Annotated in this window: 20 protein-coding genes; 5 read left to right on the top strand and 15 right to left on the bottom strand. The window is 57.3% G+C overall.

Going from position 1 to position 23222, the window contains the following annotated elements; all coding sequences use genetic code 11:
• Positions 1-79 precede the first annotated feature (79 nt).
• The 4 genes from carB to ABLV76_RS14700 all read right to left on the bottom strand — a co-directional run bounded on the left by carB (position 80) and on the right by ABLV76_RS14700 (position 6680).
• Complete coding sequence (gene carB, locus ABLV76_RS14715) at positions 80-3304, bottom strand: carbamoyl-phosphate synthase large subunit (protein WP_017901208.1); 3225 nt, start codon at positions 3302-3304, stop codon at positions 80-82.
• Between the two features lie 17 nt (positions 3305-3321).
• Positions 3322-4470, bottom strand: a complete 1149-nt coding sequence (gene carA, locus ABLV76_RS14710; RefSeq protein WP_004204266.1) for a glutamine-hydrolyzing carbamoyl-phosphate synthase small subunit — start codon at positions 4468-4470, stop codon at positions 3322-3324.
• Positions 4471-4927: 457 nt separating this feature from the next.
• A complete protein-coding gene (gene dapB, locus ABLV76_RS14705) occupies positions 4928-5749 on the bottom strand; it encodes a 4-hydroxy-tetrahydrodipicolinate reductase (protein ID WP_004204265.1) in 822 nt (273 codons plus the stop codon).
• 301 nt (positions 5750-6050) lie between these two features.
• A complete protein-coding gene (locus ABLV76_RS14700) occupies positions 6051-6680 on the bottom strand; it encodes a serine-tRNA(Ala) deacylase AlaX (protein ID WP_053810775.1) in 630 nt (209 codons plus the stop codon).
• Positions 6681-6772: 92 nt separating this feature from the next.
• Between ABLV76_RS14700 and ABLV76_RS14695 the strand changes: the two genes are divergently transcribed.
• Positions 6773-7702: a LysR family transcriptional regulator gene (locus ABLV76_RS14695; RefSeq protein WP_004204245.1), complete on the top strand. Its 930-nt coding sequence runs from the start codon at positions 6773-6775 to the stop codon at positions 7700-7702.
• On the opposite strand, the gene ABLV76_RS14690 is transcribed toward ABLV76_RS14695, so the two are convergent.
• From ABLV76_RS14690 to ribF, 7 genes are all read right to left on the bottom strand, one after another.
• Positions 7650-8015: a DUF805 domain-containing protein gene (locus ABLV76_RS14690; protein ID WP_023319704.1), complete on the bottom strand. Its 366-nt coding sequence runs from the start codon at positions 8013-8015 to the stop codon at positions 7650-7652. The genes ABLV76_RS14695 and ABLV76_RS14690 overlap by 53 nt on opposite strands.
• A gap of 29 nt (positions 8016-8044) precedes the next feature.
• On the bottom strand, positions 8045-8959 hold the full coding sequence (gene rihC / locus ABLV76_RS14685) for a ribonucleoside hydrolase RihC (protein ID WP_004204242.1): 915 nt from the start codon (positions 8957-8959) through the stop codon (positions 8045-8047).
• A 67-nt stretch (positions 8960-9026) separates the two neighbouring features.
• Complete coding sequence (ispH, locus tag ABLV76_RS14680; RefSeq protein ID WP_002887979.1) at positions 9027-9977, bottom strand: 4-hydroxy-3-methylbut-2-enyl diphosphate reductase; 951 nt, start codon at positions 9975-9977, stop codon at positions 9027-9029.
• A gap of 1 nt (position 9978) precedes the next feature.
• The gene (gene fkpB, locus ABLV76_RS14675; protein ID WP_004204241.1) at positions 9979-10428 is read right to left on the bottom strand and encodes an FKBP-type peptidyl-prolyl cis-trans isomerase; all 450 of its coding nucleotides are present in this window, start codon (positions 10426-10428) and stop codon (positions 9979-9981) included.
• Between the two features lie 116 nt (positions 10429-10544).
• The gene (lspA, locus tag ABLV76_RS14670; protein WP_004204239.1) at positions 10545-11045 is read right to left on the bottom strand and encodes a signal peptidase II; all 501 of its coding nucleotides are present in this window, start codon (positions 11043-11045) and stop codon (positions 10545-10547) included.
• Complete coding sequence (gene ileS / locus ABLV76_RS14665) at positions 11045-13861, bottom strand: isoleucine--tRNA ligase (protein ID WP_004204238.1); 2817 nt, start codon at positions 13859-13861, stop codon at positions 11045-11047. The genes lspA and ileS overlap by 1 nt, the downstream gene beginning before the upstream one ends.
• 43 nt (positions 13862-13904) lie before the next feature.
• A complete protein-coding gene (ribF, locus tag ABLV76_RS14660; RefSeq protein ID WP_004204236.1) occupies positions 13905-14843 on the bottom strand; it encodes a bifunctional riboflavin kinase/FAD synthetase in 939 nt (312 codons plus the stop codon).
• A 329-nt stretch (positions 14844-15172) separates the two neighbouring features.
• On the opposite strand from ribF, the gene rpsT reads away from it, so the two are divergent.
• Complete coding sequence (rpsT, locus tag ABLV76_RS14655) at positions 15173-15436, top strand: 30S ribosomal protein S20 (RefSeq protein WP_002887965.1); 264 nt, start codon at positions 15173-15175, stop codon at positions 15434-15436.
• A gap of 108 nt (positions 15437-15544) precedes the next feature.
• Here rpsT and nhaR read toward each other — a convergent pair whose 3' ends face one another.
• From nhaR to dnaK, 4 genes are all read right to left on the bottom strand, one after another.
• Positions 15545-16441 (bottom strand): transcriptional activator NhaR, encoded by an 897-nt coding sequence (nhaR, locus tag ABLV76_RS14650; protein WP_002887961.1) that lies wholly within the window; start codon positions 16439-16441, stop codon positions 15545-15547.
• A 53-nt stretch (positions 16442-16494) separates the two neighbouring features.
• The gene (nhaA, locus tag ABLV76_RS14645; RefSeq protein ID WP_017901221.1) at positions 16495-17670 is read right to left on the bottom strand and encodes a Na+/H+ antiporter NhaA; all 1176 of its coding nucleotides are present in this window, start codon (positions 17668-17670) and stop codon (positions 16495-16497) included.
• A gap of 176 nt (positions 17671-17846) precedes the next feature.
• Positions 17847-18980: a molecular chaperone DnaJ gene (gene dnaJ / locus ABLV76_RS14640; protein ID WP_002887955.1), complete on the bottom strand. Its 1134-nt coding sequence runs from the start codon at positions 18978-18980 to the stop codon at positions 17847-17849.
• A gap of 87 nt (positions 18981-19067) precedes the next feature.
• Complete coding sequence (gene dnaK / locus ABLV76_RS14635) at positions 19068-20984, bottom strand: molecular chaperone DnaK (RefSeq protein ID WP_004204234.1); 1917 nt, start codon at positions 20982-20984, stop codon at positions 19068-19070.
• A gap of 396 nt (positions 20985-21380) precedes the next feature.
• Between dnaK and ABLV76_RS14630 the strand changes: the two genes are divergently transcribed.
• The 3 genes from ABLV76_RS14630 (at position 21381) to satP (ending at position 23218) form a co-directional block, all read left to right on the top strand.
• Positions 21381-21785 (top strand): DUF2541 family protein, encoded by a 405-nt coding sequence (locus ABLV76_RS14630; protein ID WP_048294143.1) that lies wholly within the window; start codon positions 21381-21383, stop codon positions 21783-21785.
• A 28-nt stretch (positions 21786-21813) separates the two neighbouring features.
• The gene (msyB, locus tag ABLV76_RS14625) at positions 21814-22563 is read left to right on the top strand and encodes an acidic protein MsyB (RefSeq protein ID WP_135683783.1); all 750 of its coding nucleotides are present in this window, start codon (positions 21814-21816) and stop codon (positions 22561-22563) included.
• Positions 22564-22651: 88 nt separating this feature from the next.
• Positions 22652-23218 (top strand): acetate uptake transporter, encoded by a 567-nt coding sequence (gene satP, locus ABLV76_RS14620; protein ID WP_004204231.1) that lies wholly within the window; start codon positions 22652-22654, stop codon positions 23216-23218.
• The last annotated feature ends 4 nt before the right edge of the window (positions 23219-23222 follow it).

Below are 23222 nucleotides of genomic sequence, written 5' to 3'. Positions count from 1 at the left end.
TGAAGATGGCCGCAGCCAAAAAAATGGGCTGACGAAGTCGTCAGCCCAGGTGTGTTGCTATCCGGCCAGGCCGGAGCGCTTATTTGGTGATTTGAGCGTGCATTTCCTGAACCGAAATCACCTTGTCGGTGGCGTCAGCGTTCAGCGCCATCGCGGTGGCAAAGCCGCCGTTCAGGGTGGTGTCATAGTGCACCTTGTACTGCAGCGCGCTGCGGCGAATCAGCTTGGAGTCTTCAATCGCCTGACGACCTGCGGTGGTGTTGATGATGTAGGTATATTCGCCATTCTTGATACGGTCCTGAATGTGCGGACGACCTTCATGCACCTTGTTCACCAGACGCGGGTTGATGCCCGCTTCGCCCAGCACAATCGCCGTGCCGTGAGTCGCATCCAGCTCGAAGCCAAACTTCAGCAGCTTCGCTGCCAGGTCGACCACACGCTCTTTGTCGCCTTCGCGGACGGAGAGCAGCGCGCGACCCTGTTTCTTCATGGTCGAGTTGCTGCCCAGCTGCGCTTTGGCGAACGCTTCGGCAAAGGTACGGCCAACGCCCATCACTTCCCCGGTGGAACGCATTTCTGGCCCTAACAGCGGGTCAACGCCCGGGAATTTGTTGAACGGCAGGACCACCTCTTTCACCGAGTAGTACGGCGGGATGATCTCTTTGGTCACGCCCTGCTGCGCCAGCGTCTTACCGGCCATCACGCGCGCCGCCACTTTCGCCAGCGGTACGCCGGTGGCTTTGGAGACGAACGGCACGGTGCGCGCCGCACGCGGGTTAACTTCAATCAGATAGACTTCGTTATCTTTCACCGCGAACTGGACGTTCATCAGACCGCGAACCTGCAGCTCGAAGGCCAGCTTCTGCACCTGCTCGCGCATCACATCCTGAATCTCTTTGCTCAGGGTATAGGCTGGCAGGGAACAGGCGGAGTCGCCGGAGTGGACGCCTGCCTGTTCGATATGCTCCATGATGCCGCCAATCAGCACCATTTCGCCATCGCAGATGGCATCGACATCCACTTCAATCGCGTCGTCGAGGAAGCGGTCCAGCAGCACTGGCGCGTCGTTGGAGACGCTGACCGCAGTCTGGAAGTAGCGGCGCAGATCCTGCTCGTCATAGACGATCTCCATCGCCCGACCGCCGAGCACGTAAGACGGACGCACCACCAGCGGGTAGCCAATCTCTTTCGCTTTCTCTACCGCCTGCTCAATGGCGGTGACGGTGGCGTTCGCCGGCTGCTTCAGCTTCAGACGGTCAACCGCGTGCTGGAAGCGCTCACGATCTTCCGCCCGGTCGATAGCGTCCGGGCTGGTACCGATAACCGGTACGCCTGCGGCTTCCAGGGCGCGCGCCAGCTTCAGCGGAGTCTGCCCGCCGTACTGCACGATAACGCCTTTTGGCTTCTCGATGCGCACGATTTCCAGCACGTCTTCCAGGGTAACCGGCTCGAAGTACAGACGGTCGGAAGTGTCGTAGTCGGTAGAGACGGTTTCCGGGTTACAGTTGACCATGATGGTCTCGTAACCGTCTTCGCGCAGCGCCAGCGAGGCGTGTACGCAGCAGTAGTCAAATTCGATACCCTGACCGATACGGTTCGGGCCGCCGCCGAGGACCATGATTTTATCGCGGTCAACGGACGGGTTGGACTCGCACTCTTCTTCATAGGTGGAGTACATGTAGGCGGTATCGGTGGCGAATTCCGCGGCGCAGGTGTCCACGCGCTTGTAGACAGGGTGCAGGTCATACTGGTCGCGCAGTTTACGGATTTCCGCTTCCCGCACGCCCGCCAGCTTCGCCAGACGCGCATCGGCAAAGCCTTTACGTTTCAGGGTGCGCAGGAAGTCAGCGTCGAGGCCGTTGATGCCCACTTCCGCCACTTTCTCTTCCAGACGGACCAGCTCTTCAATCTGCACCAGGAACCAGCGGTCGATGTTGGTCAGGTTGAAGACGCCGTCAACCGAGAGGCCCGCGCGGAACGCGTCGGCGATGTACCAGATACGCTCAGCGCCGGCGTCTTTCAGCTCGCGGCGGATTTTGGTCAGCGCTTCCGGATCGTCGAGGCTCACTTTCGGGTCGAAGCCGGTGGCGCCCACTTCCAGACCGCGCAGCGCTTTCTGCAAGGATTCCTGCTGGGTACGGCCAATCGCCATCACTTCGCCGACGGACTTCATCTGGGTGGTCAGACGGTCATTGGCGCCGGCGAATTTTTCGAAGTTAAAGCGTGGGATTTTAGTGACCACGTAGTCGATGGACGGCTCGAAGGAAGCCGGGGTACGGCCGCCGGTGATGTCGTTCATCAGCTCGTCGAGGGTGTAACCTACCGCCAGCTTGGCTGCCACTTTGGCAATCGGGAAACCGGTGGCTTTGGAGGCCAGCGCCGAGGAGCGGGAAACGCGCGGGTTCATTTCAATAACGATCAGGCGACCGTTTTTCGGGTTGACCGCGAACTGAACGTTAGAGCCGCCGGTTTCGACGCCGATTTCACGCAGCACCGCCATCGAGGCGTTACGCATGATTTGGTATTCTTTGTCGGTAAGGGTCTGCGCCGGCGCAACGGTGATGGAGTCACCGGTGTGGATCCCCATGGCGTCGAAGTTTTCGATAGAGCAGACGATGATGCAGTTGTCGTTCTTATCGCGCACCACTTCCATCTCATACTCTTTCCAGCCGATCAGCGATTCATCAATCAGCAGCTCGTTGGTAGGAGAGAGATCCAGGCCGCGGGTACAAATCTCTTCAAACTCTTCGCGGTTATAGGCGATGCCGCCGCCGGTGCCACCCATGGTGAACGACGGACGGATGATGCACGGATAGCCGACGTCAGCCGCTACCGCCAGCGCCTCTTCCATCGTATGGGCGATACCTGAACGCGCGGTGTCGAGACCGATTTTTTTCATCGCGATATCGAATCGGCGACGGTCTTCGGCCTTGTCAATCGCATCGGCGGTGGCGCCAATCATGGTCACACCGAATTCAGCCAGCACCCCCTGACGCTCCAGCTCCAGCGCGCAGTTCAGCGCCGTCTGGCCGCCCATGGTCGGCAGCACCGCGTCCGGGCGCTCTTTTTCGATGATTTTGCGCACCACTTCCCAGTGAATCGGCTCGATGTAGGTGGCATCGGCCATTTCCGGGTCGGTCATGATGGTCGCTGGGTTAGAGTTCACCAGGATAACGCGGTAGCCCTCTTCGCGCAGGGCTTTACAGGCCTGGGCGCCGGAGTAGTCAAACTCGCACGCCTGACCGATAACAATCGGGCCCGCGCCCAGAATCAGGATACTTTGTATGTCTGTACGTTTTGGCATGGCTCTTTTACTCCTGATTATTTCGCGGACTGACGGTATTGCTCAATTAACTCGATAAAGTGGTCGAACAGCGGCGCGGCATCGTGCGGCCCCGGGCTCGCTTCAGGGTGCCCCTGGAAGCTGAACGCCGGCTTGTCGGTGCGATGGATCCCCTGCAGGGTGCCGTCGAACAGCGACTTGTGGGTCACGCGCAGGTTGGCCGGCAGCGTCGCCTCATCCACGGCGAAGCCGTGGTTCTGGGCGGTGATCATCACCACGTTGTTATCAATATCTTTCACCGGGTGGTTGCCGCCGTGGTGGCCGAACTTCATCTTAATGGTCCTGGCGCCGCTCGCCAGCGCCAGCAGCTGATGGCCGAGGCAGATGCCGAACACCGGAATATCGGTCTCGAGGAATTTTTCAATCGCCTCGATAGCGTAATCACACGGCGCCGGGTCGCCAGGGCCGTTGGAGAGGAAAATGCCGTCCGGATTCAGCGCCAGCACATCCGCCGCCGACGTCTTCGCCGGCACCACCGTCAGGCGGCAGCCGCGGTCAACCAGCATGCGCAGGATGTTGCGTTTCGCGCCGAAGTCATACGCCACGACGTGGAACGGCAGCTCGCTTTCCGCTTTCGCTTCCGGCAGGTCGCCCGCCAGGGTCCAGCTGCCTTGCGTCCAGCTGTAGGTTTCTGCGGTGGTCACTTCCTTCGCCAGGTCCATGCCGTTCAGGCCCGGGAACGCTTTCGCTTTTTCCAGCGCCAGCTGGGCATCCGGGCTGTCGCCCGCGATGATGCAGCCATTCTGCGCCCCTTTCTCACGCAGCAGACGCGTCAGCTTGCGGGTATCGATATCGGCAATCGCCACGATGTTATGGCGCTTCAGATAGGAAGAGAGGTCTTCGGTACTGCGGAAGTTGCTGGCAATCAGCGGCAGGTCGCGAATAACCAGACCCTGAGCATGTACCTGAGAAGATTCTTCATCGGCGGCGTTGGTGCCGACATTACCAATATGAGGATAAGTAAGAGTGACGATTTGGCGGGAATAGGAAGGATCAGTGAGGATTTCTTGATAACCGGTCATTGAAGTATTGAAAACGACTTCCCCAACCGCCGTGCCGGTTGCCCCGATGGCCCGACCGTGAAACTGGGTTCCGTCTTCCAGAACCAATAGCGCTGACTTAATCAAAACATCCTCCAGAGAATATCCACTCACTTTATTTGCATATTAATTCATAAACACGATCTGAATCAATGCAAATCTGTTGCCCGCAGATTTTTGGCAAACGGCGGCATTCTGGAGAGATGTCGGATAAAAGTCAACTTAAAGCGGAGATTTTTAATGTCATTTTACGCCACTGGCGCATAACACGTGATTTTTACGCCAAAAAGATCAACAAACCTGGCTGAGAAAACGCTTGCGGACGGCGAAGAGTGTAAAATCTGGCGCTGGACGGCAAAAAAGTGGACCAGATGGTCAAAATTTACATTTCATTCACTTAAAAACCTAACAAAACCCTAACTTATAGCCCATTCAGAAAAATAACAACCTAAAGCGGCCAAAAATAAAAAAGGGCAACAAAATATTGCCCCTTGCATCAATAACTTATTGATAGCAATAACCACATCACGATGGGTAATAATCGTTATAAACTATTCAGATCCAGCACGTCACGCATATCAAAAAGTCCGCTTTTCTTGCCTTTCAGCCACAATGCAGAGCGAACCGCGCCATTAGCAAAGGTCATTCGACTGGAGGCTTTATGGGTGATCTCGATACGTTCGCCAATATCAGCAAACATCGCCGTATGCTCCCCGACGATATCCCCCGCGCGGACGGTGGCGAAGCCAATGGTGCCCGGGACGCGTTCGCCAGTGTGGCCTTCACGGCTGTAGACCGCGCAGTCCTTGAGATCTTTGTTCAACGCTCCGGCGATCGCTTCGCCCATCGCCAGCGCGGTGCCTGACGGCGCATCCACTTTATGCCGATGGTGCGCTTCGATAATTTCGATGTCGGTGTAGTCGCCCATCACCTTCGCCGCCTTCTCCAGCAGCTTTAACAGGACATTGACGCCGACGCTAAAGTTCGCAGCGAAGACAATGGCAATCTCCTGCGCAGCATCGCGAATCGCCTGCTTGCCGGCGTCGTCAAAACCGGTGGTGCCGATGACCATCCCTTTGCCGTGGTCGCGGCAAAACGCCAGATGGTTCAGCGTGCCTTCCGGGCGGGTAAAATCGATCAACACGTCGAAATCATCTTTTACCGCCGTCAGGCTGCTCTGCACCGTGACGCCCGCTTTGCCGGCGCCCGCCAGCTCGCCGGCGTCGCTGCCCACCAGGCTGGACCCTTCGCGCTCCAGCGCCGCGCCCAGCGCCACTCCATCCATCTGCAGCGCAGCCTGAATTAACTGGCGTCCCATCCGGCCGCCCGCGCCGGCGATGGCCACGCGGATTTGTGCATCATGCATAGCTATTCTCTTTTGTTAACATTACGTAAATTGTTTTCAGAGTAACCAGCCCGTCAGCGGGCCGCTACTCAAAAACGCCGATAATTAGAAATTTATGACAAACGGCGGACGATATCAGTAAAAACTATACGATTGTGCTGAAATGCGTGCTTTGCGGGTGCAGGCGCTCTCTCTGAGGCAATATATCGACGTTTTCGTCATCTGTCGGTATTAAGAAATAAGATGCACTAAAGCTGGCATACTCGACCGACCAGCATTGAAATGCTATGGAAACATTATACTTCTGGTAGAGCAGAAAGCCTTACGCCAGGGTGTAGCTGACCACCAGCTGCCCCTTCTTCATCTTAATCTGACTAATGACAATGTCGCCCAGCTCCGCCAGACGGGCGACGTGGGTGCCACCGCAGGGATAGGCGGGCAGCTCGCCGAATCCCACTTTGCGCATGCCGTCAGCGTACGTCACCTGACGCGGTAAGTCCTGCGCCTGCCATGCCTTTACTAGCGCCAGTAGCGCACTGGCGTCCGGCAGCACGGCGCTATTCCTGCTGGCAAAGGTTATCCGCCCTTCGCCGGGCCAGTGGTGCGCTTTCACCGGTTGCCAGCCAAGCTGTTCGCCCGCCATGCCAAGCAGGTGGCCGGCAGAATGCAGACGAGCATGCAGCTGTCTCGCGGAGGCATCAATTTTCATTTCCACTTCACCGAGGGGAAGCTGTTGCGACAGAATATGCAGCACCCTGTCGCCGCGCACAACCACCGTCTCAACGGCCTGTCCGGCAATCCAGCCGCAATCCGCCGGTTGACCGCCCCCTTGCGGGTGAAACAGCGTCCGATCCAGTTCGATGGCGTAACGGCCATCCGCTTCTGCAGTGCAGGCGATGATCTGGGCGCGCCCGTCGGTAGCATCGCTGGTGTAATAAACCCGTTCAGTCATAGTGATTCTCCTCTCTGTTCGCCCAGTATATTATTAATACCGACAGCGATAATCCCATCATCCGCCAATGCACTCTTGCTCCAGGGGCACAAATGAATCTGAACCTCCTGCCCGACCTTGCCCTCTTCGTACAGATTGTCGACCAGGGCAGCTTCTCCGCCGTCGCCCGCCAGAGCGGCATTACCCCTTCCGCGGTTAGCCGTAGCGTGTCGCGGCTGGAGCGAGAGATGGGCTGCAAACTGCTGCAGCGTACCACTCGCAAGCTGCGTCTGAGCGATGCCGGGGAAACGGTTTACCAGCATGCCCAGCAGATGCTGGAAGCGGCGCGACAGGCGATGGATTCCGCCGGCAGTCGCCAAACGGTCGCCCAGGGAAAGCTGACGCTCAGCGTACCGAAAGCTATCGGCCGCTTTGTGATCCATCCGCTGATGATGGCGTTTTTTCACCGTTACCCGCAGGTTGACGTCTGCCTGCGGCTGGAAGATCGCCCTCTGGATTTTATCGATGACGGTATCGATCTGGCGCTACGCATCACCGATACCCCCTCGCCCGGCCTGCATGGCAAACCGCTGATGCCGGTCACGCACGTTATCTGCGCCACTGAAGCCTATTTACAGCGCCACGGTATGCCGCACACGCCGCAGGAACTGCGGGCGCACAGTTGCATCAGTCTTGGCGAAACGCCTGCCGACGCGCGCTGGAAGTTCCGTCGGGAAGGGAAAACCGAAACGGTGCAAACATACGGGCGGTACGCCGCCAACCATACCGCCGTGCGCCTCGACGCGGTTAAGCAGCATCTGGGGATCGGCAGCCTGCCGCTGTTCACCGCCCGCGAGGCGCTGGCGAATGGCGACATTGTGCAGGTGCTGCCCGAGTGGGAATTTATCAGCAGCTACTCCGGCGATCTGTGGCTGCTGTGGGCGGGAGATAAGCATATGCCCGCCAGAATGCGGGCGATGATTGATTATCTCAGCGAGACGGTGCCGGCGCTGAACGCAGGCAGCACAGAGCCAGCGAAATAACCGCAAACCACGGAATGATAACCCCCAGCACGAACCAGATCCCGGAGCGGCCGATGTCATGCATCCGCCGGCAGCCAACTGCCAGCAGGGGGATCGCCATCAATAGCAGCCACAGCGCCGCAAAGGGTATGACCACAAAGCTGAGGATGCCGTAGCGAGGGTCTAGGCGGGTTGCCAGACACCAGACGGCCAGCGGCGCGCTGGCGATCAGTAGATTGATAAGAAAAAACGTCCAGAACTGCTGTCGGCTGGCCCGGCCGCTAAAATTAAAAGTCTCTTTCCAGCCGCTCAAATACGCCTGTCCATAGGTCATTGCTTCTCTCCTTGAAGATTGGGTGGGTATTACGGCGCCAGAGCAATCACCTCCGCCGCCCAGCGCTGAAACCCTTCCACGTCGATATCCAGCGCCACCTGGGCGTTCGCCGGCTGACCCAGTCGTCCTTCAATATCCACCACCGTGGTGCCGGCGGTCCAGGTGCCCTGCGTCTCCACCGCCACAAAACATGGCTGCAGAGTGAACAGTTCCGGGCGGGCCAGCCATGCGATAGCGCAGAGATCGTGCATTCGCAGACCACTGCTCATGCTGCCGCTGCGATAGTGGCTAAACAGCGCATGGAGCATTTTACCGGTCTGGTTCAGCGTCGGCAGGGTTGCCAGATAATCCGCCGTCAACAGCGCCCGATTGGTGACGTCCAGCCCGCACATCACAATCTCCAGCCCGCTGTGGAAGACTTTCGCGGCAGCTTCCGGGTCGATGGCAATATTGAATTCGGCATTCGGCGTAAAGTTGCCGCGGCCCGCCGAGCCGCCCATGATCACCAGCCGGCGAATGTTGAATACGCATTCCGGATACTGGGTCAGCAGCAGCGCAATATTGGTCAGCGGGCCAATCGCCACCAGAGTGATCGGCTCGGCAGCGTGCATAAGCGCATCACGGATCGCCTGGAAGGCCGGCTTCGCCAGCGGCTGACGTTGATGCTCAACAAAGTCATACCCTTCCATACCGGATTCGCCATGCACCGAAGCGGCATCGCGCAGGGGACGCACCAGCGGCATCGAAGCGCCCTGCGCCAGCGGCACATCGGCATGCCAGAAGTGCAGCAGCTGCAGCGCGTTACGGGTCGTCTTCTCCACGGAGACATTGCCCGCCACGGTGGTCATTAGCTGCAGGTCCAGCTCGGGAGCGAACAGCGCCGCAGCAATGGCGGCAGCATCGTCGATGCCCGGGTCAGTATCAAGAATGATCGGTAAGCGCATGGTTTCTCCCTAAAAAAAATGCCAGACGTTAAGTCTGGCATCTTCTCATATTGCAGGCGGAAAGAACTTACTCTACTTCACGGACATCCACACGCAGCTCTTTCGGCACTTCAAAAACGATATTCTCTTCTCGGCCTTCCAGCGGCACCGCTTCGCCACCGCCCAGCTCCTGCAGCCGGGTGATAACGTTCTGCACCAGAATATCCGGCGCCGATGCGCCCGCCGTCACGCCGACGCAGGCCGCATCCTTGACCCAGGCTTCCTGAATATCGGAGGCATCGTCAATCAGGTAGGCTGCCTTACCCATCCGCTGCGCCAGTTCGGCGAGGCGGTTAGAGTTGGAGGAGTTTTTCGAACCGACCACCAGCACCACGTCAGCCTGCTCCGCCAGCGCGCGCACCGCTTCCTGACGGTTAGTGGTGGCATAGCAAATGTCGTCTTTGCGCGGGCCGACGATTTTCGGGAAACGCGCGCGCAGCGCGTCAATCACATCAGAGGTATCGTCCACCGAGAGGGTGGTCTGGGTCATAAACGACAGCCGGGCGTCGTTTTTGACTTCCAGCTTGAGAACATCTTCCGGCGACTCGACCAGGTACATGCCCCCTTGCGGGTTATTGTACTGCCCCATAGTGCCTTCGACTTCCGGGTGTCCGGCATGGCCGATCAGAATCGACTCTTCGCCACGGCGGCTGGCGCGGGCGACTTCCATATGCACTTTCGTCACCAGCGGACAGGTGGCGTCGAACACCGTCAGGTCGCGGCTCTTCGCTTCATTCCGTACCGCCTGCGATACGCCGTGAGCGGAGAAAATCAGGATCGCGCCGTCCGGTACTTCGCTGATCTGTTCGATAAATATGGCGCCGCGCTTGCGCAGGCTATCCACCACATAGCGGTTATGCACCACTTCATGACGAACATAGATCGGCGCGCCGTACAGCGTCAGCGCGTTTTCTACAATGCTGATAGCGCGGTCAACGCCAGCGCAAAAGCCGCGCGGGTTAGCCAACAGGATCTGCATGTTACTCCTCCAGCGCCGGATCGATCTCCAGCACTTCAATATCAAAATGAACGGTGCGCCCGGCCAGCGGATGGTTGAAGTCGACGGTGATGGAATCGCCGTTCACTTCACGGATCACGCCAGGCATTTCGCTGCCATCCATTGCGGTAAAGAGCATAATCGCGCCGATCTCCGGCTCGCCGGCGTCGATAAACTCGCGGCGAGAGAAATACTGAATCAGGTCCGGGCTCGGGACGCCAAAAGCGGCGTCAGGCTCCAGCGAAAAGGCCTTTTTCTCGCCCTCTTTCAGACCAAGAAGCTGTTGCTCCAGCCCTTCAGACAGGGAGGTGTCGCCGAGGCGAAACAGCGCCGGTTTGCCATTGTTACGGGTGGACTCGGCGGTGGATCCATCGTCCAGCTTCAGCGTGAAGTGAACGAGAACCGCGCTGTTGCTCTGTACGGATTTAGACATGCAAATTGCTCGCTTGTTTTAGGTCACCTGTTGCCCGGAGGCGCTACGCTTACCGGGCGACGGGAGACCACACATTCTGTAGGCCGGGCAGGCGTGGCGCCACCCGGCATTAACCTTTACACCTGCTCTTTTGCGGTCGGTTTCGGCAAGAAGCCTTCCAGCACAATCATCGCCGCGCCGATGCAGATAGCGCTATCGGCGAGGTTGAAAGTGGCGAAGTGCCAGTCGCCGACGTAGAAGTCGATCATATCGACCACAAAGCCGTGCCACAGGCGATCGAACAAGTTGCCCAGCGCGCCGCCGATAATCAGGGCGTAGGCAATATTGTTCAGCTTTTGCGACGCCTTCGAACGGTACATCAGTACCGTCAGCACCACGCAAATGCCGATCGCGATCCCGGAAAAGAACCAGCGCTGCCAGCCGCCGCTGTCGGCGAGGAAGCTAAAGGCCGCGCCATAGTTGCGGGCATAATGCAGATTAAGCGACGGGAACAGCGGAACCGTCTCCCCCAGAGCGAAGTTCTGGAGGATCAGGAATTTGCTACCCAGATCGATAATCAGCACGGCTACGACCACCCACAGCCAGCGTAGCCCCGTTGAACAGATCGATTTACTCATCAGGCGAATTTACGTTGCTCGCCGTCACCGGCGACGTTGCTCACACAGCGTCCGCAGATTTCCGCGTGTTCCGCCACCTTGCCGATATCGGTGGTGTAATGCCAGCAGCGCGGGCATTTCTCACCTTCAGCTTTACTCAATGCGACTTTCAGCCCTTTGAGCAGTTCGCTCTGCTGCGCATCAGCAGATGCGCTCGCATAGTCTGCGACGTTCGCCCCGGAGGTCAACAGGACAAATCGCAATTCATCCCCCAGTGCGTTGAGCTTAGCGGCCAGGTCGGCATCAGCATACAGCGTCACCGCAGCTTCCAGCGAACCACCGACTTTCTTATCCGCACGCGCCTGCTCGATCACTTTGTTGACTTCGCCACGGACTTTCAGCAGCTCATCCCAGAAGCCGTCATTCATCGCTTCGTCGTCGGCCAGGCCGAAGAGACCCTGATACCATTCGCCGGTAAAGACGTATTTCTCACGCTCGCCCGGCAGGTAACCCCAGATTTCGTCCGCAGTGAAGGACATGATCGGCGCCATCCAGCGCACCAGCGCTTCCACGATGTGGAACAGCGCGGTCTGGCAGCTGCGACGCGCCACGCTGTCCGCCTTAGCGGTGTACTGGCGGTCTTTGATGATGTCGAGGTAGAACGAGCCCATCTCAATGGAGCAGAAGCGCATCAGGCGCTGCACCACTTCGTGGAAGTCGTAGGATTCGTAGGCTTTCAGGATATCTTCCTGTGCCGCCTGCGCGCAGCCGACCGCCCAGCGATCCAGCACCACCATCTCTTCCGGTTTGACCATGTCTTTTGCCGGATCGAAACCGTTCAGGTTCGCCAGCAGGAAGCGCGCGGTGTTACGGATACGACGATAGCTGTCCGCGGCGCGTTTGAGGATCTCGTCAGAGACCGCCATTTCGCCGGTGTAGTCGGTGGAAGCCACCCACAGGCGCAGGATATCGGCGCCCAGCTTGTTCATCACGTCCTGAGGGCTAACGGTGTTGCCGATAGACTTGGACATTTTGCGCCCCTGACCATCGACGGTGAAGCCGTGGGTCAGTACCTGACGATAGGGCGCTTTGCCTTTCATCGCCGTGGAAATCATCAGCGAGGACATGAACCAGCCGCGATGCTGGTCGGAGCCTTCCAGATACATATCGGCGGCGTGACCGGCGAATTCCGGACGCACGTCAACCACGGAAGAGTGGGTCGATCCGGAGTCAAACCAGACGTCGAGGGTATCCGGCACTTTCTCGTAGCTGTCAGCGTCATCGCCAAGGATGTCGCGGGAATCGAGATCCCACCACGCCTGGATGCCGTCGACTTCAACACGCTTCGCGACTTCTTCCATCAGCTCAAGGGTACGCGGGTGCAGTTCGTGGGTTTCTTTATGCACGAACAGCGACATCGGCACGCCCCAGGTACGCTGACGGGAGATACACCAATCAGGACGGTTGGCGACCATCGATTCGATACGCGCCTGGCCCCAGTCCGGGATCCACTGCACGCCTTTGATCTCTTTCAGCGACTGCGCGCGCAGGCCTTTCTGATCCATGCTCACGAACCACTGCGGGGTGGCGCGGAAGATGATCGGCGACTTGTGGCGCCAGCAGCACGGATAGCTGTGCTGCATTTTTTCCACATGCAGCAGCGCGCCGCGCTCACGCAGCATCTCAACGATGATATCGTTGGCTTTGAAGACGTTGATACCGTCCAGGGACGGATAGGTGCCTGGCAGATAAGCTCCGTCCGGGCCAACCGGGTTAGCGATTTCCAGACCGTATTTCTGGCTGATCGTGTAGTCGTCCGGACCGTGGCCGCCGGCGGTATGCACCGCGCCGGTACCGGCATCCAGCGTCACGTGGTCGCCAAGGATCGCCGGCACGTCGAAATCCAGGAACGGATGCTGGAAACGCATCAGTTCAAGCTCGGCGCCGTTCACCGCCGCCAGGATGGTGTAATCGGCCGCGCCAACGCGCTTCATCACGCTCTCGACCAGGTCTTTCGCCAGGATCAGCGCCTGACCGTCAACCTGCACCAGCGCATAGTCGAACTCCGGCGACAGGGAGATAGCGCGGTTAGCCGGCAGGGTCCACGGAGTGGTGGTCCAGATAACCAGCGACACCGGGCCGTTGACGTCGGCGACGCCGAATTTCGCCAGCACCGCGGCTTTATCTACCGCGTGGAACGCCACGTCGATGGATGGGGAAGTCTTGTCGTAATACTCCACTTCCGCTTCCGCCAGCGCGGAACGGCAGTCTACGCACCAGTGCACCGGCTTGGCGCCTTTATGCAGATGGCCGTTGCCGATGATTTTGCCCAGCGCGCGAATGATATTGGCTTCGGTTTTGAAGTCCATGGTCAGGTACGGATGCGACCAGTCGCCCAGCACGCCGAGGCGAATAAAGTCTTTACGCTGGCCGTCGATCTGCTCGGCGGCATATTCGCGGCACTTGGCGCGGAATTCTGCTGCGGTGAACTTCTCGCCCGGCTTGCCGTATTCCTGCTCTACTTTCAGCTCGATCGGCAGACCGTGGCAGTCCCAGCCCGGAACGTAAGGCGAGTCATAGCCCGTCAGTCCTTTGGACTTAACGATAATGTCTTTCAGAATCTTGTTTACCGAGTGACCAATATGAATGCTGCCATTCGCATAAGGAGGGCCATCATGCAGAATGAAGGTTTTTTTGCCTTTTTTGGCTGCACGAATGATGCCGTACAGGTCATCATCGGTCCAACGCGCCAGCATTCCCGGTTCGCGTTTGGCGAGGTCGCCACGCATAGGGAACCCTGTTTCCGGCAAATTCAGGGTCGATTTATAGTCACTCATCAGATTCTCGGTTCCGTATTTCGGTTTGATAAACACCAGTGGCTCAGGCCTGGCTGGTCAGCCCAAATAATTCGCGGGCCGTTAACTCATCACGTGCGATTTGCGCCTTCAGCTCGTCCAGCGACGCAAACCGCTGCTCATTACGTATCTTTTTACGCAGTACTACATTGATATGGCGACCGTAGAGGTCCATTACAACGTCCAACAGATGCACTTCGAGCTGCTGACGCACGCCCGCTACCGTTGGACGGGTGCCAATATTGGCGACACCGGCGATCGGTTTGTCGCCCAGACCTGTCACTTCTACCGCATAGACCCCTTTAACCGGGGAAACCTGACGACGCAGCGGTAAGTTCGCCGTCGGAAAACCTATGGTACGGCCCAGTTCGTCGCCATGCACGACGCGTCCGGAAATGCTAAACGGATGGCCGAGCAGCGTCTCCGCAAGAAGAAGATCGTCATCGGCCAGCGCCTGACGCACCGCCGTGCTGCTGATCCGCACCCCGCCTTCGCAGAAGGTTTGGGTGCTGGTGACGTCGAAGCCGTATTCCGCCCCCGCCTTTTGTAATAACAAGAAATCCCCCTGGCGACCAGCGCCAAAGCGGAAATCGTCACCGACGGCAAGGAACTGCACGCCCAGGCGGCGCACCAGCAGTTCACTGATAAAATCCTGCGCCGTCAGCGCGGCGAACCGGCGGTCGAAGCGAACGCACAGCACATAGTCGACCCCGCTTTCAGCCAGATAGCTCAGCTTTTCACGCAGGCGGGTCAACCGCGCCGGGGCTTTATCGGCGGCAAAAAGCTCGAGCGGCTGGGGTTCGAAAATCATCACCACCACCGGTAAACCGCGCTGGCGGCCCTCTTCGCGCAATCGCTGCAGCAGCGCCTGATGCCCACGATGCACGCCGTCAAAATTGCCAATGGTCAGCACGCACCCGTGCGGGGCCTGACTGAGATTATGTATGCCGCGTATCAGCTTCATGTCTGGCTCAAAACAGTGAAAATCGTCCGAGTATACCTTGTACAACTGTCAACGTTAACCAGCGATTGCTCCTCGGCAACGAAAGTTCTCAGGAATTCATTCACTCAGCGCGGGTAAGCGGGAAAACCGCCCGCCCCCGGCGATTTTTATGGTGGAAAAGCTGTATTCGCCTGCAACAAGCTGGTAGAATCTTGCGCCATCACTACGTAATGAAGCGCTGTGGTGTTAAACGGCGCTTATTTGCACAAATCCATTGACAAAAGAAGGCTAAACGGGCATATTCCTCGGCCTTTGAATTGTCCATATAGAACACATTTGGGAGTTGGACCTTGGCTAATATCAAATCAGCTAAGAAGCGCGCCGTTCAGTCTGAAAAGGCTCGCAAGCACAACGCTAGCCGTCGCTCTATGATGCGTACTTTCATCAAGAAAGTATACGCAGCTATCGAAGCTGGCGACAAAGCTGCTGCACAAAAAGCATTTAACGAAATGCAACCGATCGTGGACCGTCAGGCTGCTAAAGGTCTGATCCACAAAAACAAAGCTGCGCGTCATAAGGCTAACCTGACCGCTCAGATCAACAAACTGGCTTAATCGCTGCTTGTTGTCGCTTTGTGAAAAAACCCGCGAAAGCGGGTTTTTTTATGCCTGTCATCTTCCCCGCCCTGGCGCGACCTGAGCCACGCCAGCCACGCTTTCCGGCTATCTGGGTTCAGTAAACAGCGACGAATAATCGCGATTGCAGATGCGCTGTACCGCCGGATGCTGAATCATCCGTTCGGCGAAAATAGCGTGATACTCCTCCATCACGCTATCCATGCGGCCAATTTCGACAATCGATTCATCATGATAGAAATCATGCGCGTAGAGCGTCGGCGCGACAAATATCGCATTATGCGCAGCGCCAAAGGCTTTCATGAGCGCCGCGTCGTCAAACTCGCCGAGAATCTCCACCTTCAGCCCCTGCACATTAATCCAGTTCAGCAGCTTACGTCCCAGCATCGATCGTCGGCCGGGGATTAGCAGCCGTCGCTCTTCGAGACAAGCCGGGAACGGCTTCGTCGGCGCCGGGTTCATACACCAGAAGCTGACGCTACACTCGCCAATCTTCACCGAAAACAGCCCTTCCTGCTGCGTCGAGTCGATCGGGCAGTCAGAGATAATCATATCGAGCTTATGCTGGCTCAACTGCTCCAGCAGCAGCTCATGGGTGGATTCAAAACAGCGCAGATGAATCTGCTCGCTTTCGACAACGGCGGCATCCAGCACGCCGCTGACCAGCCGCTTCGAGAGCGCATCGGCCACGCCGACGTCAAACAGCAGATTAGACTCTTTGCGATAGTTGACGATGTCGAGCATCTCCTGGCTCAGGGTAAACATCCGGTCGGCATAGCGGAAGACCAACTCCCCGAGCTCGCTCGGCTCCAGCCCTCTTCCCTTGCGCTTGAATAATTTACCCTGCAGACGCTCCTCCAGCGCTTTGATCTGCCCGGTAATGGTCTGCGGCGTCAGAAACAGCGCCTCCGCCGCGCCCACGACAGACCCTTCTTTATAGACGTGCCAGAAGTAGTACAGATGGTTGTAGTTGATATGTGACATGCTTCTCTCCCTGATAATGTCCTGGAGGGCCGGAGAGGCCCTCCGCAGAAAGGTTATACCGCGAGGCGAGTATCCGTCGCGCGCTGACGCAGTATGAGGTATCCGGTGACGGCCGATAACACTGAGCCGATCAAGATGCCAAGCTTGGCCCAGTTGATCAACGCGGGATCCACGTTGCCAAAGGCGAGACTGGCGATAAAAATCGACATCGTAAAGCCAATCCCGCACAGGATACCCACCGCCATAATCTGCCCGCAGGTGGTCCCCTCCGGCAGCGAGGCCCACTTCAGCTTCAGGGCCAGCCAGCAGAACAGGCTGATCCCCAGCGGCTTACCGATAAACAGGCCGGCCATGATGCCCAGAGGCAGCAGCGACGTCAGTCCATCAAGTGTGACCCCCTGCAACGAGACACCCGCGTTGGCAAAGGCAAACAGCGGTAGGATCATAAACGCGACCCACGGGTGCAGGACATGCTCAAGCGCTTTGGCCGGGGATTTACCCTGCTTTTCCTGTAACGGAATCATAAAGCCGACGATGACTCCGGCAAGCGTCGCGTGAACGCCGGACTTCAGCACCGCCGTCCACAGCACCGCGCCGACCAGAATATAGATCCCAGTGCGCCGCACGCCGCTCAGATTCAGGGCCACCAGCACCGCAATCGCCGCCGCCGCCACGCCCAGCGAGAGCATTGACAGGTCGTGGGTATAAAACAGCGCGATAATCACGATAGCCCCCAGGTCATCAATGATCGCCAGCGCCATCAGGAAAATCTTTAGCGCCGTCGGGACGCGGCTGCCTAACAGCGCCAGCACGCCGAGGGCAAAGGCAATATCCGTCGCTGCCGGGATCGCCCATCCCTCTCTGGCGACAGGATCCTGAGCGTTAAAGGCCAGATAGACCAGCGCCGGGACGATCATCCCGCCGAGCGCGGCAATCACTGGAAAGACCGCCTGACGACGACTCGCCAGCGAGCCCTGAATCAGCTCGCGTTTGACCTCCAGGCCAATCAGCAAGAAGAACACCGCCATCAGAGCATCATTGATCCAAAGCAGCATATTCTTGTTGATCTCCAGCGCCCCCACCCGCAGCTGTACAGGCGTATCAAGGAAGGAGTGATACAGACCGCTGGTCACGCTGGTATTGGCCATGACCATCGCCAGCACCGCGGCGATGATTAAGACAATGCCGCCGGAAGCATCGCTACTGAAGAATCGTTGCAGATGTTTCACTTTTACTTTCATCCTGTTGGTGAATAACTCGATAAAAGCATAATACACAAACTGATAACTCGAAAAAATCAGATTTAAGTTGAGTAAACATTCGATTTTTACGAATCAAAGAGGAGCGATAAGACAAAAAAAGCCCGGGCAGCAAAGGCCCGGGCCAGGAGTCAGCGAAAGCGGAATTAGCGGGTCAAATCGTCGAAGAACTTCTTCACACCGTCGAAGAAGCTTTTCGAACGCGGGCTGTTGTTTTCCCCGGTCGGGCCGCCGAAGCTTTCCTGCAGCTCTTTCAGCAGCTGCTTCTGCTTCTCGTTCAGCCCCACCGGCGTCTCCACCACCACCCGGCACAGCAGATCGCCCTGCGCGCCGCCGCGAACGGATTTCACGCCTTTGCCGCGCATGCGGAACAGTTTGCCGGTCTGGGTTTCGCCCGGAATCTTGAGATTGACGCGGCCGTCGAGCGTCGGGACCTCAATCTCGCCGCCCAGCGCTGCCATGGTGAAGTTGATCGGCACTTCGCAGTACAGGTTATTGCCTTCACGCTCAAAGATAGCGTGCTGCTTCACCTGGACCTGAACGTACAGATCGCCTGCCGGTGCGCCATGCTCGCCGGCTTCACCTTCGCCCGCCAGACGGATCCGGTCGCCGGTATCCACGCCTGCCGGGATTTTAACCGACAGGGTTTTGGTCTTCTCAACGCGGCCGTGACCATGACATTTATTGCACGGATCTTTAATCAGCGTACCGCGTCCCTGACAGTGCGGACAGGTCTGCTGTACCGCAAAGAAGCCCTGACGCATCTGGACCTGGCCTGCGCCATGACAGGTCGGACAGGTTTGCGGTTTGCTGCCAGCTTTGGCGCCGCTGCCGTGGCAGACGTCGCACTCTTCCAGCGTCGGAATACGGATCTCTTTGGTGACGCCACGTACCGCTTCTTCCAGCGTCAGCTCCATGTTGTAACGGAGATCGGCGCCGCGCGCCGCGCGCTGCCGGCCACGTCCGCCGCCAAAGATATCGCCGAAAACATCGCCAAAGATATCGCTGAAGTCCGCACCGCCGCCAAAACCGCCGCCGCCGCCCATGCCGCCCTGCTCAAAGGCCGCGTGGCCGTACTGATCGTAGGCCGCACGCTTCTGGGCATCAGTCAGGATTTCATACGCTTCTTTGATTTCTTTAAATTTGGCTTCGGCCTCTTTATCACCCTGGTTGCGGTCCGGGTGATACTTCATGGCCAGGCGCTTATAAGCCTTTTTGATTTCACGCTCTTCCGCTGTTTTGGAGACGCCTAAAATCTCGTAGTAATCTTGCTTTGCCATCGGTGTTTTTCAGCCCCTTAACATGCGTGCACGGGCGGAGAGGAAACCTCTTCGCCCGTGCCAGTGTTTTACCCGTTCAAAGGGCGATTATTTTTTATCTTTCACTTCTTCGAACTCAGCGTCGACAACATCGTCGTCTTTCGCGTTGCTCGCCTGAGCGTCAGCGGAACCCGCCTGCTGCTGAGCATGCTGCTGCTGGGCGATTTCCATCAGCTTCTGGGAAGCCTGCGCCAGCGCCTGCATTTTCGCTTCGATGTCCGCTTTGTCTTCACCTTTCAGCGAAGTTTCCAGCGCGGTCAGCGCAGACTCAATGGCAGTTTTGTCGTCAGCCGGCAGTTTATCGCCTGCTTCTTCAACCTGCTTGCGAGTGCTGTGCAGCAGATGGTCGCCCTGGTTGCGGGTCTGTACCAGCTCTTCGAACTTACGGTCAGATTCGGCGTTAGCTTCCGCTTCGCGAACCATTTTCTGAATTTCTTCTTCATTCAGACCGGAAGAGGCTTTGATGGTGATCTTCTGCTCTTTACCGCTGTTTTTGTCTTTCGCGGAGACGTGCAGGATACCGTCAGCATCGATGTCAAAGGTCACTTCGATCTGCGGCATGCCGCGCGGCGCCGGGTTGATACCATCCAGGTTGAACTGACCCAGAGATTTGTTATCAGACGCGCGTTTACGCTCACCCTGCAGCACATGGATGGTGACCGCAGACTGGTTGTCTTCAGCGGTAGAGAACACCTGGCTGTGCTTGGTCGGGATGGTGGTGTTTTTGCTGATCAGCGCAGTCATCACGCCGCCCATGGTTTCGATACCCAGCGACAGCGGGGTCACGTCGAGCAGCAGAACGTCTTTCACATCACCAGTCAGTACACCGCCCTGAACGGCAGCACCGATCGCCACGGCTTCATCCGGGTTAACGTCTTTACGCGGTTCTTTACCAAAGAACTCGGCCACTTTCTTCTGCACCATCGGCATACGAGTCTGACCACCAACGAGGATCACGTCGTTGATATCGGAAACGGACAGACCGGCATCCTGCAGGGCTACTTTCAGCGGCTCGATGGAACGGTTAACCAGGTCTTCTACCAGGCTTTCCAGTTTCGCGCGAGTCACTTTGATGTTCATATGTTTCGGACCGGTCGCATCTGCAGTGATGTACGGCAGGTTAACGTCGGTCTGCTGAGCAGAAGACAGTTCAATCTTCGCTTTCTCAGCGGCTTCTTTCAGACGCTGCATCGCCAGCGGGTCGTTACGCAGGTCAATGCCCTGATCTTTCTTAAATTCATCAACGAGGTAGTTGATCAGACGGGTATCGAAGTCTTCGCCGCCCAGGTGGGTATCACCGTTGGTCGCCAGTACTTCGAAGGTTTTTTCGCCATCCACTTCGTCGATTTCGATAATAGAGATATCGAAAGTACCACCACCGAGGTCGTAAACCGCGATAGTACGGTTGCCCACTTCTTTATCCAGACCGTACGCCAGCGCGGCCGCGGTCGGTTCGTTGATGATACGTTTGACTTCCAGACCGGCGATACGGCCAGCATCTTTGGTGGCCTGACGCTGCGCATCGTTGAAGTAAGCCGGTACGGTGATAACCGCTTCAGTTACCGGTTCACCCAGGTAATCTTCAGCCGTTTTCTTCATTTTTTTCAGCACTTCAGCAGAGATCTGCGGCGGTGCCGTTTTGGTGCCTTTCACATCCAGCCATGCGTCGCCATTGTCTGCGGCAACAATTTTGTATGGCATGATAGAAACGTCACGCTGAACTTCTTCGTCCTGGAAGCGGCGGCCAATCAGGCGTTTAATCGCAAACAGGGTGTTTTGCGGGTTTGTCACTGCCTGACGTTTAGCCGGCTGACCAACCAGAGTTTCACCATCCTGGGTATAGGCAATGATAGAAGGCGTGGTGCGATCGCCTTCGGCGTTCTCCAGCACGCGTGCAGTAGTGCCATCCATAATCGCTACACAAGAGTTGGTAGTACCCAGGTCGATACCAATAATTTTACCCATCTAAACGTCTCCACTAAAAATTCGATCAACATGTGGTTGTGAACCTGTAATAAGGGCGAAACCTGCGGTTTCAACTGCCCAGACATCATTTTTTTTCAGGTTCTTCACTGCGGTTGACTACAAGATGGGGTCGCCCACTCCGGCATCAAGGGGCAAGTAGAAAAATTTTTTGCCGGGGACCAGCCGACGCCCTCGCCCCCTGTCGCCGATGGCTCAGCAAAGGATATTGCCGGGCGGCAAAAAAGATGGCGAAACATCCATATAAATAACGAATAAAATAACCAAATATATTCATAATATCATTGACATAAAACGCAATACTTGTGCGCTAAAAGCCCCGTTTTCGCAGTGATAAGATCCCCGCCCTCGCACTTTACTTATTCAGGGGACAGATTAATGAAATCACTATTCCGGCTTTCAGCGGGGCTTATCCTTAGCGTGTCAGTTATCACCTCGGCGGCCGCCAACGACCATAAGATCCTCGGCGTGATAGCCATGCCGCGCAATGAGACCAACGATCTGACGCTGAAGCTTCCCGTCTGCCGGGTGGTCAAACGTATTCAGCTCAGCGCCGAACGCGGCGATATTCAGCTCTCCGGAGCAACGGTCTACTTTAAGGCCAGCCACGGCGCCAGCCACACCCTGAACGTGCCCGCCGGGATCAAAGAGGGCCACACCACCGGCTGGATCTCCCTCAACAGCGATAACGACAACAAGCGCTGTGTGAAAAAAATCGCCTTCTCCGGCCACACGGTCAACTCCTCAGATATGGCCTCACTGAAAATTGTCGGCGACGACTAACGTCGTCCCCTGCCCGAGAGAAAACGTTATGCATATTAACTATCTGGATGATGACGATCTCGCCTTTCTGCCTGAGTGCAGCGAGGCGCATCTGGAAGCGTTTACCCGTATTCTGACCCACGGGGAAAATGGCAAACCCCGTCTCTCCAGTACGCTGCTGCGCAACGAGACCTTTCTGTCTATGGAGGGCCACCCGGAGCGCTATCGCCGCAACTGGCAGTTGATCGCCGGCGAGCTACAGCATTTCGGCGGCGACAGCATCGCCAATACGCTGCGCCGCCATGGCAAATTTTATCGCGCCATCCTGCTGGATGTGTGTAAGAGGCTGAAGGCAAAGGTCAATAAACAGATGACGACGCCGCAGATCGAGCAACAGTTGTTGACGCATTTTCTGCAGCACAGCTGGAATAAGCTGGATGCGGCACAAAAAACGCAGTTTCTCGCCGCGGTGGAGTGCCGGAGTCATGAGCTGGAAAGCCTGCTGCCCCATCTGTTGAGACGCCGCAAGCTGAGTGAAGGCGTTGCCCTGCTACTGGATGAGCGGTTAACCGCCACCCTGCGCACGCACGCCGCCGTGAGCGTCATCGGTCATGGCCTGGTACGCGGCGCCGGGCTGGGGGGGCCGCTTGGCGCCGCGCTGAACAGCGTGAAAGCGGTGAGCGGCAGCGCTTATCGGGTCACCATCCCCGCGGTCCTGCAAATTGCCTGTTTACGACAAATGCTCCACTCGTCGTCGGGCGCAACTGAAATTGGTGAAAAATACCCCGCCAGATCATAGACAGCCTTTACGCGCCTCATTATTATGCCGCGCCCCGCCGCCAAGTCGCGGGGTAATGCTTCCCTTTTAATGATAATTTTGAGGAATTATGGGCAACACTAAGTTGGCTAATCCGGCACCGCTGGGCCTTATGGGCTTCGGCATGACCACTATTCTGCTTAATCTGGCGAATAGCGGCCTCTTCGCATTCGATGTAGCTATCCTGGCGATGGGCATTTTTTACGGTGGCATTGCGCAAATTTTTGCCGGCCTGCTGGAATACAAAAAAGGCAACACCTTTGGCTTGACCGCTTTTACCTCCTACGGCAGCTTCTGGCTGACGCTGGTTGCTATCCTTCTGATGCCGAAAATGGGCCTGGCTGATGCGCCGAACGCGCACTTCCTCGGTATGTATCTCGGCCTGTGGGGTATTTTTACGTTGTTCATGTTCTTCGGCACGCTGAAAGCCGCACGTATGCTGCAGTTCGTGTTCCTGAGCCTGACGGTGCTGTTCGCGCTGCTGGCGATTGGGCATCTGGTAGATAACGAAGGCATCGTGAAAGTAGCCGGCTGGATCGGCCTGATCTGCGGCGCCAGCGCCATTTACCTGGCGATGGGCGAAGTGCTGAACGAGCAGTTCGGCCGCACCGTGTTGCCGATCGGCGAACCGCGTTAATCTT

The sequence above is a fragment of the Klebsiella sp. GB_Kp047 genome (assembly GCF_040065235.1).
Classification (GTDB): Bacteria; Pseudomonadota; Gammaproteobacteria; order Enterobacterales; family Enterobacteriaceae; genus Klebsiella; species Klebsiella quasipneumoniae.
The sequence above is the reverse complement of the archived record's forward strand: the minus strand, read 5'-3'. Positions and strand labels throughout refer to the sequence as shown.

Excerpts from the sequence above, each read along its gene's own strand:
- carB (WP_017901208.1), bottom strand. The coding sequence starts at position 3,304 with ATGCCAAAACGTACAGACATACAAAGTATCCTGATTCTGGGCGCGGGC.
- dapB (WP_004204265.1), bottom strand. The coding sequence starts at position 5,749 with ATGCATGATGCACAAATCCGCGTGGCCATCGCCGGCGCGGGCGGCCGG.
- ABLV76_RS14700 (WP_053810775.1), bottom strand. The coding sequence starts at position 6,680 with ATGACTGAACGGGTTTATTACACCAGCGATGCTACCGACGGGCGCGCC.
- ABLV76_RS14695 (WP_004204245.1), top strand. The coding sequence starts at position 6,773 with ATGAATCTGAACCTCCTGCCCGACCTTGCCCTCTTCGTACAGATTGTC.
- ABLV76_RS14690 (WP_023319704.1), bottom strand. The coding sequence starts at position 8,015 with ATGACCTATGGACAGGCGTATTTGAGCGGCTGGAAAGAGACTTTTAAT.
- rihC (WP_004204242.1), bottom strand. The coding sequence starts at position 8,959 with ATGCGCTTACCGATCATTCTTGATACTGACCCGGGCATCGACGATGCT.
- ispH (WP_002887979.1), bottom strand. The coding sequence starts at position 9,977 with ATGCAGATCCTGTTGGCTAACCCGCGCGGCTTTTGCGCTGGCGTTGAC.
- fkpB (WP_004204241.1), bottom strand. The coding sequence starts at position 10,428 with ATGTCTAAATCCGTACAGAGCAACAGCGCGGTTCTCGTTCACTTCACG.
- lspA (WP_004204239.1), bottom strand. The coding sequence starts at position 11,045 with ATGAGTAAATCGATCTGTTCAACGGGGCTACGCTGGCTGTGGGTGGTC.
- ileS (WP_004204238.1), bottom strand. The coding sequence starts at position 13,861 with ATGAGTGACTATAAATCGACCCTGAATTTGCCGGAAACAGGGTTCCCT.
- ribF (WP_004204236.1), bottom strand. The coding sequence starts at position 14,843 with ATGAAGCTGATACGCGGCATACATAATCTCAGTCAGGCCCCGCACGGG.
- nhaR (WP_002887961.1), bottom strand. The coding sequence starts at position 16,441 with ATGTCACATATCAACTACAACCATCTGTACTACTTCTGGCACGTCTAT.
- dnaJ (WP_002887955.1), bottom strand. The coding sequence starts at position 18,980 with ATGGCAAAGCAAGATTACTACGAGATTTTAGGCGTCTCCAAAACAGCG.
- dnaK (WP_004204234.1), bottom strand. The coding sequence starts at position 20,984 with ATGGGTAAAATTATTGGTATCGACCTGGGTACTACCAACTCTTGTGTA.
- ABLV76_RS14630 (WP_048294143.1), top strand. The coding sequence starts at position 21,381 with ATGAAATCACTATTCCGGCTTTCAGCGGGGCTTATCCTTAGCGTGTCA.
- msyB (WP_135683783.1), top strand. The coding sequence starts at position 21,814 with ATGCATATTAACTATCTGGATGATGACGATCTCGCCTTTCTGCCTGAG.
- satP (WP_004204231.1), top strand. The coding sequence starts at position 22,652 with ATGGGCAACACTAAGTTGGCTAATCCGGCACCGCTGGGCCTTATGGGC.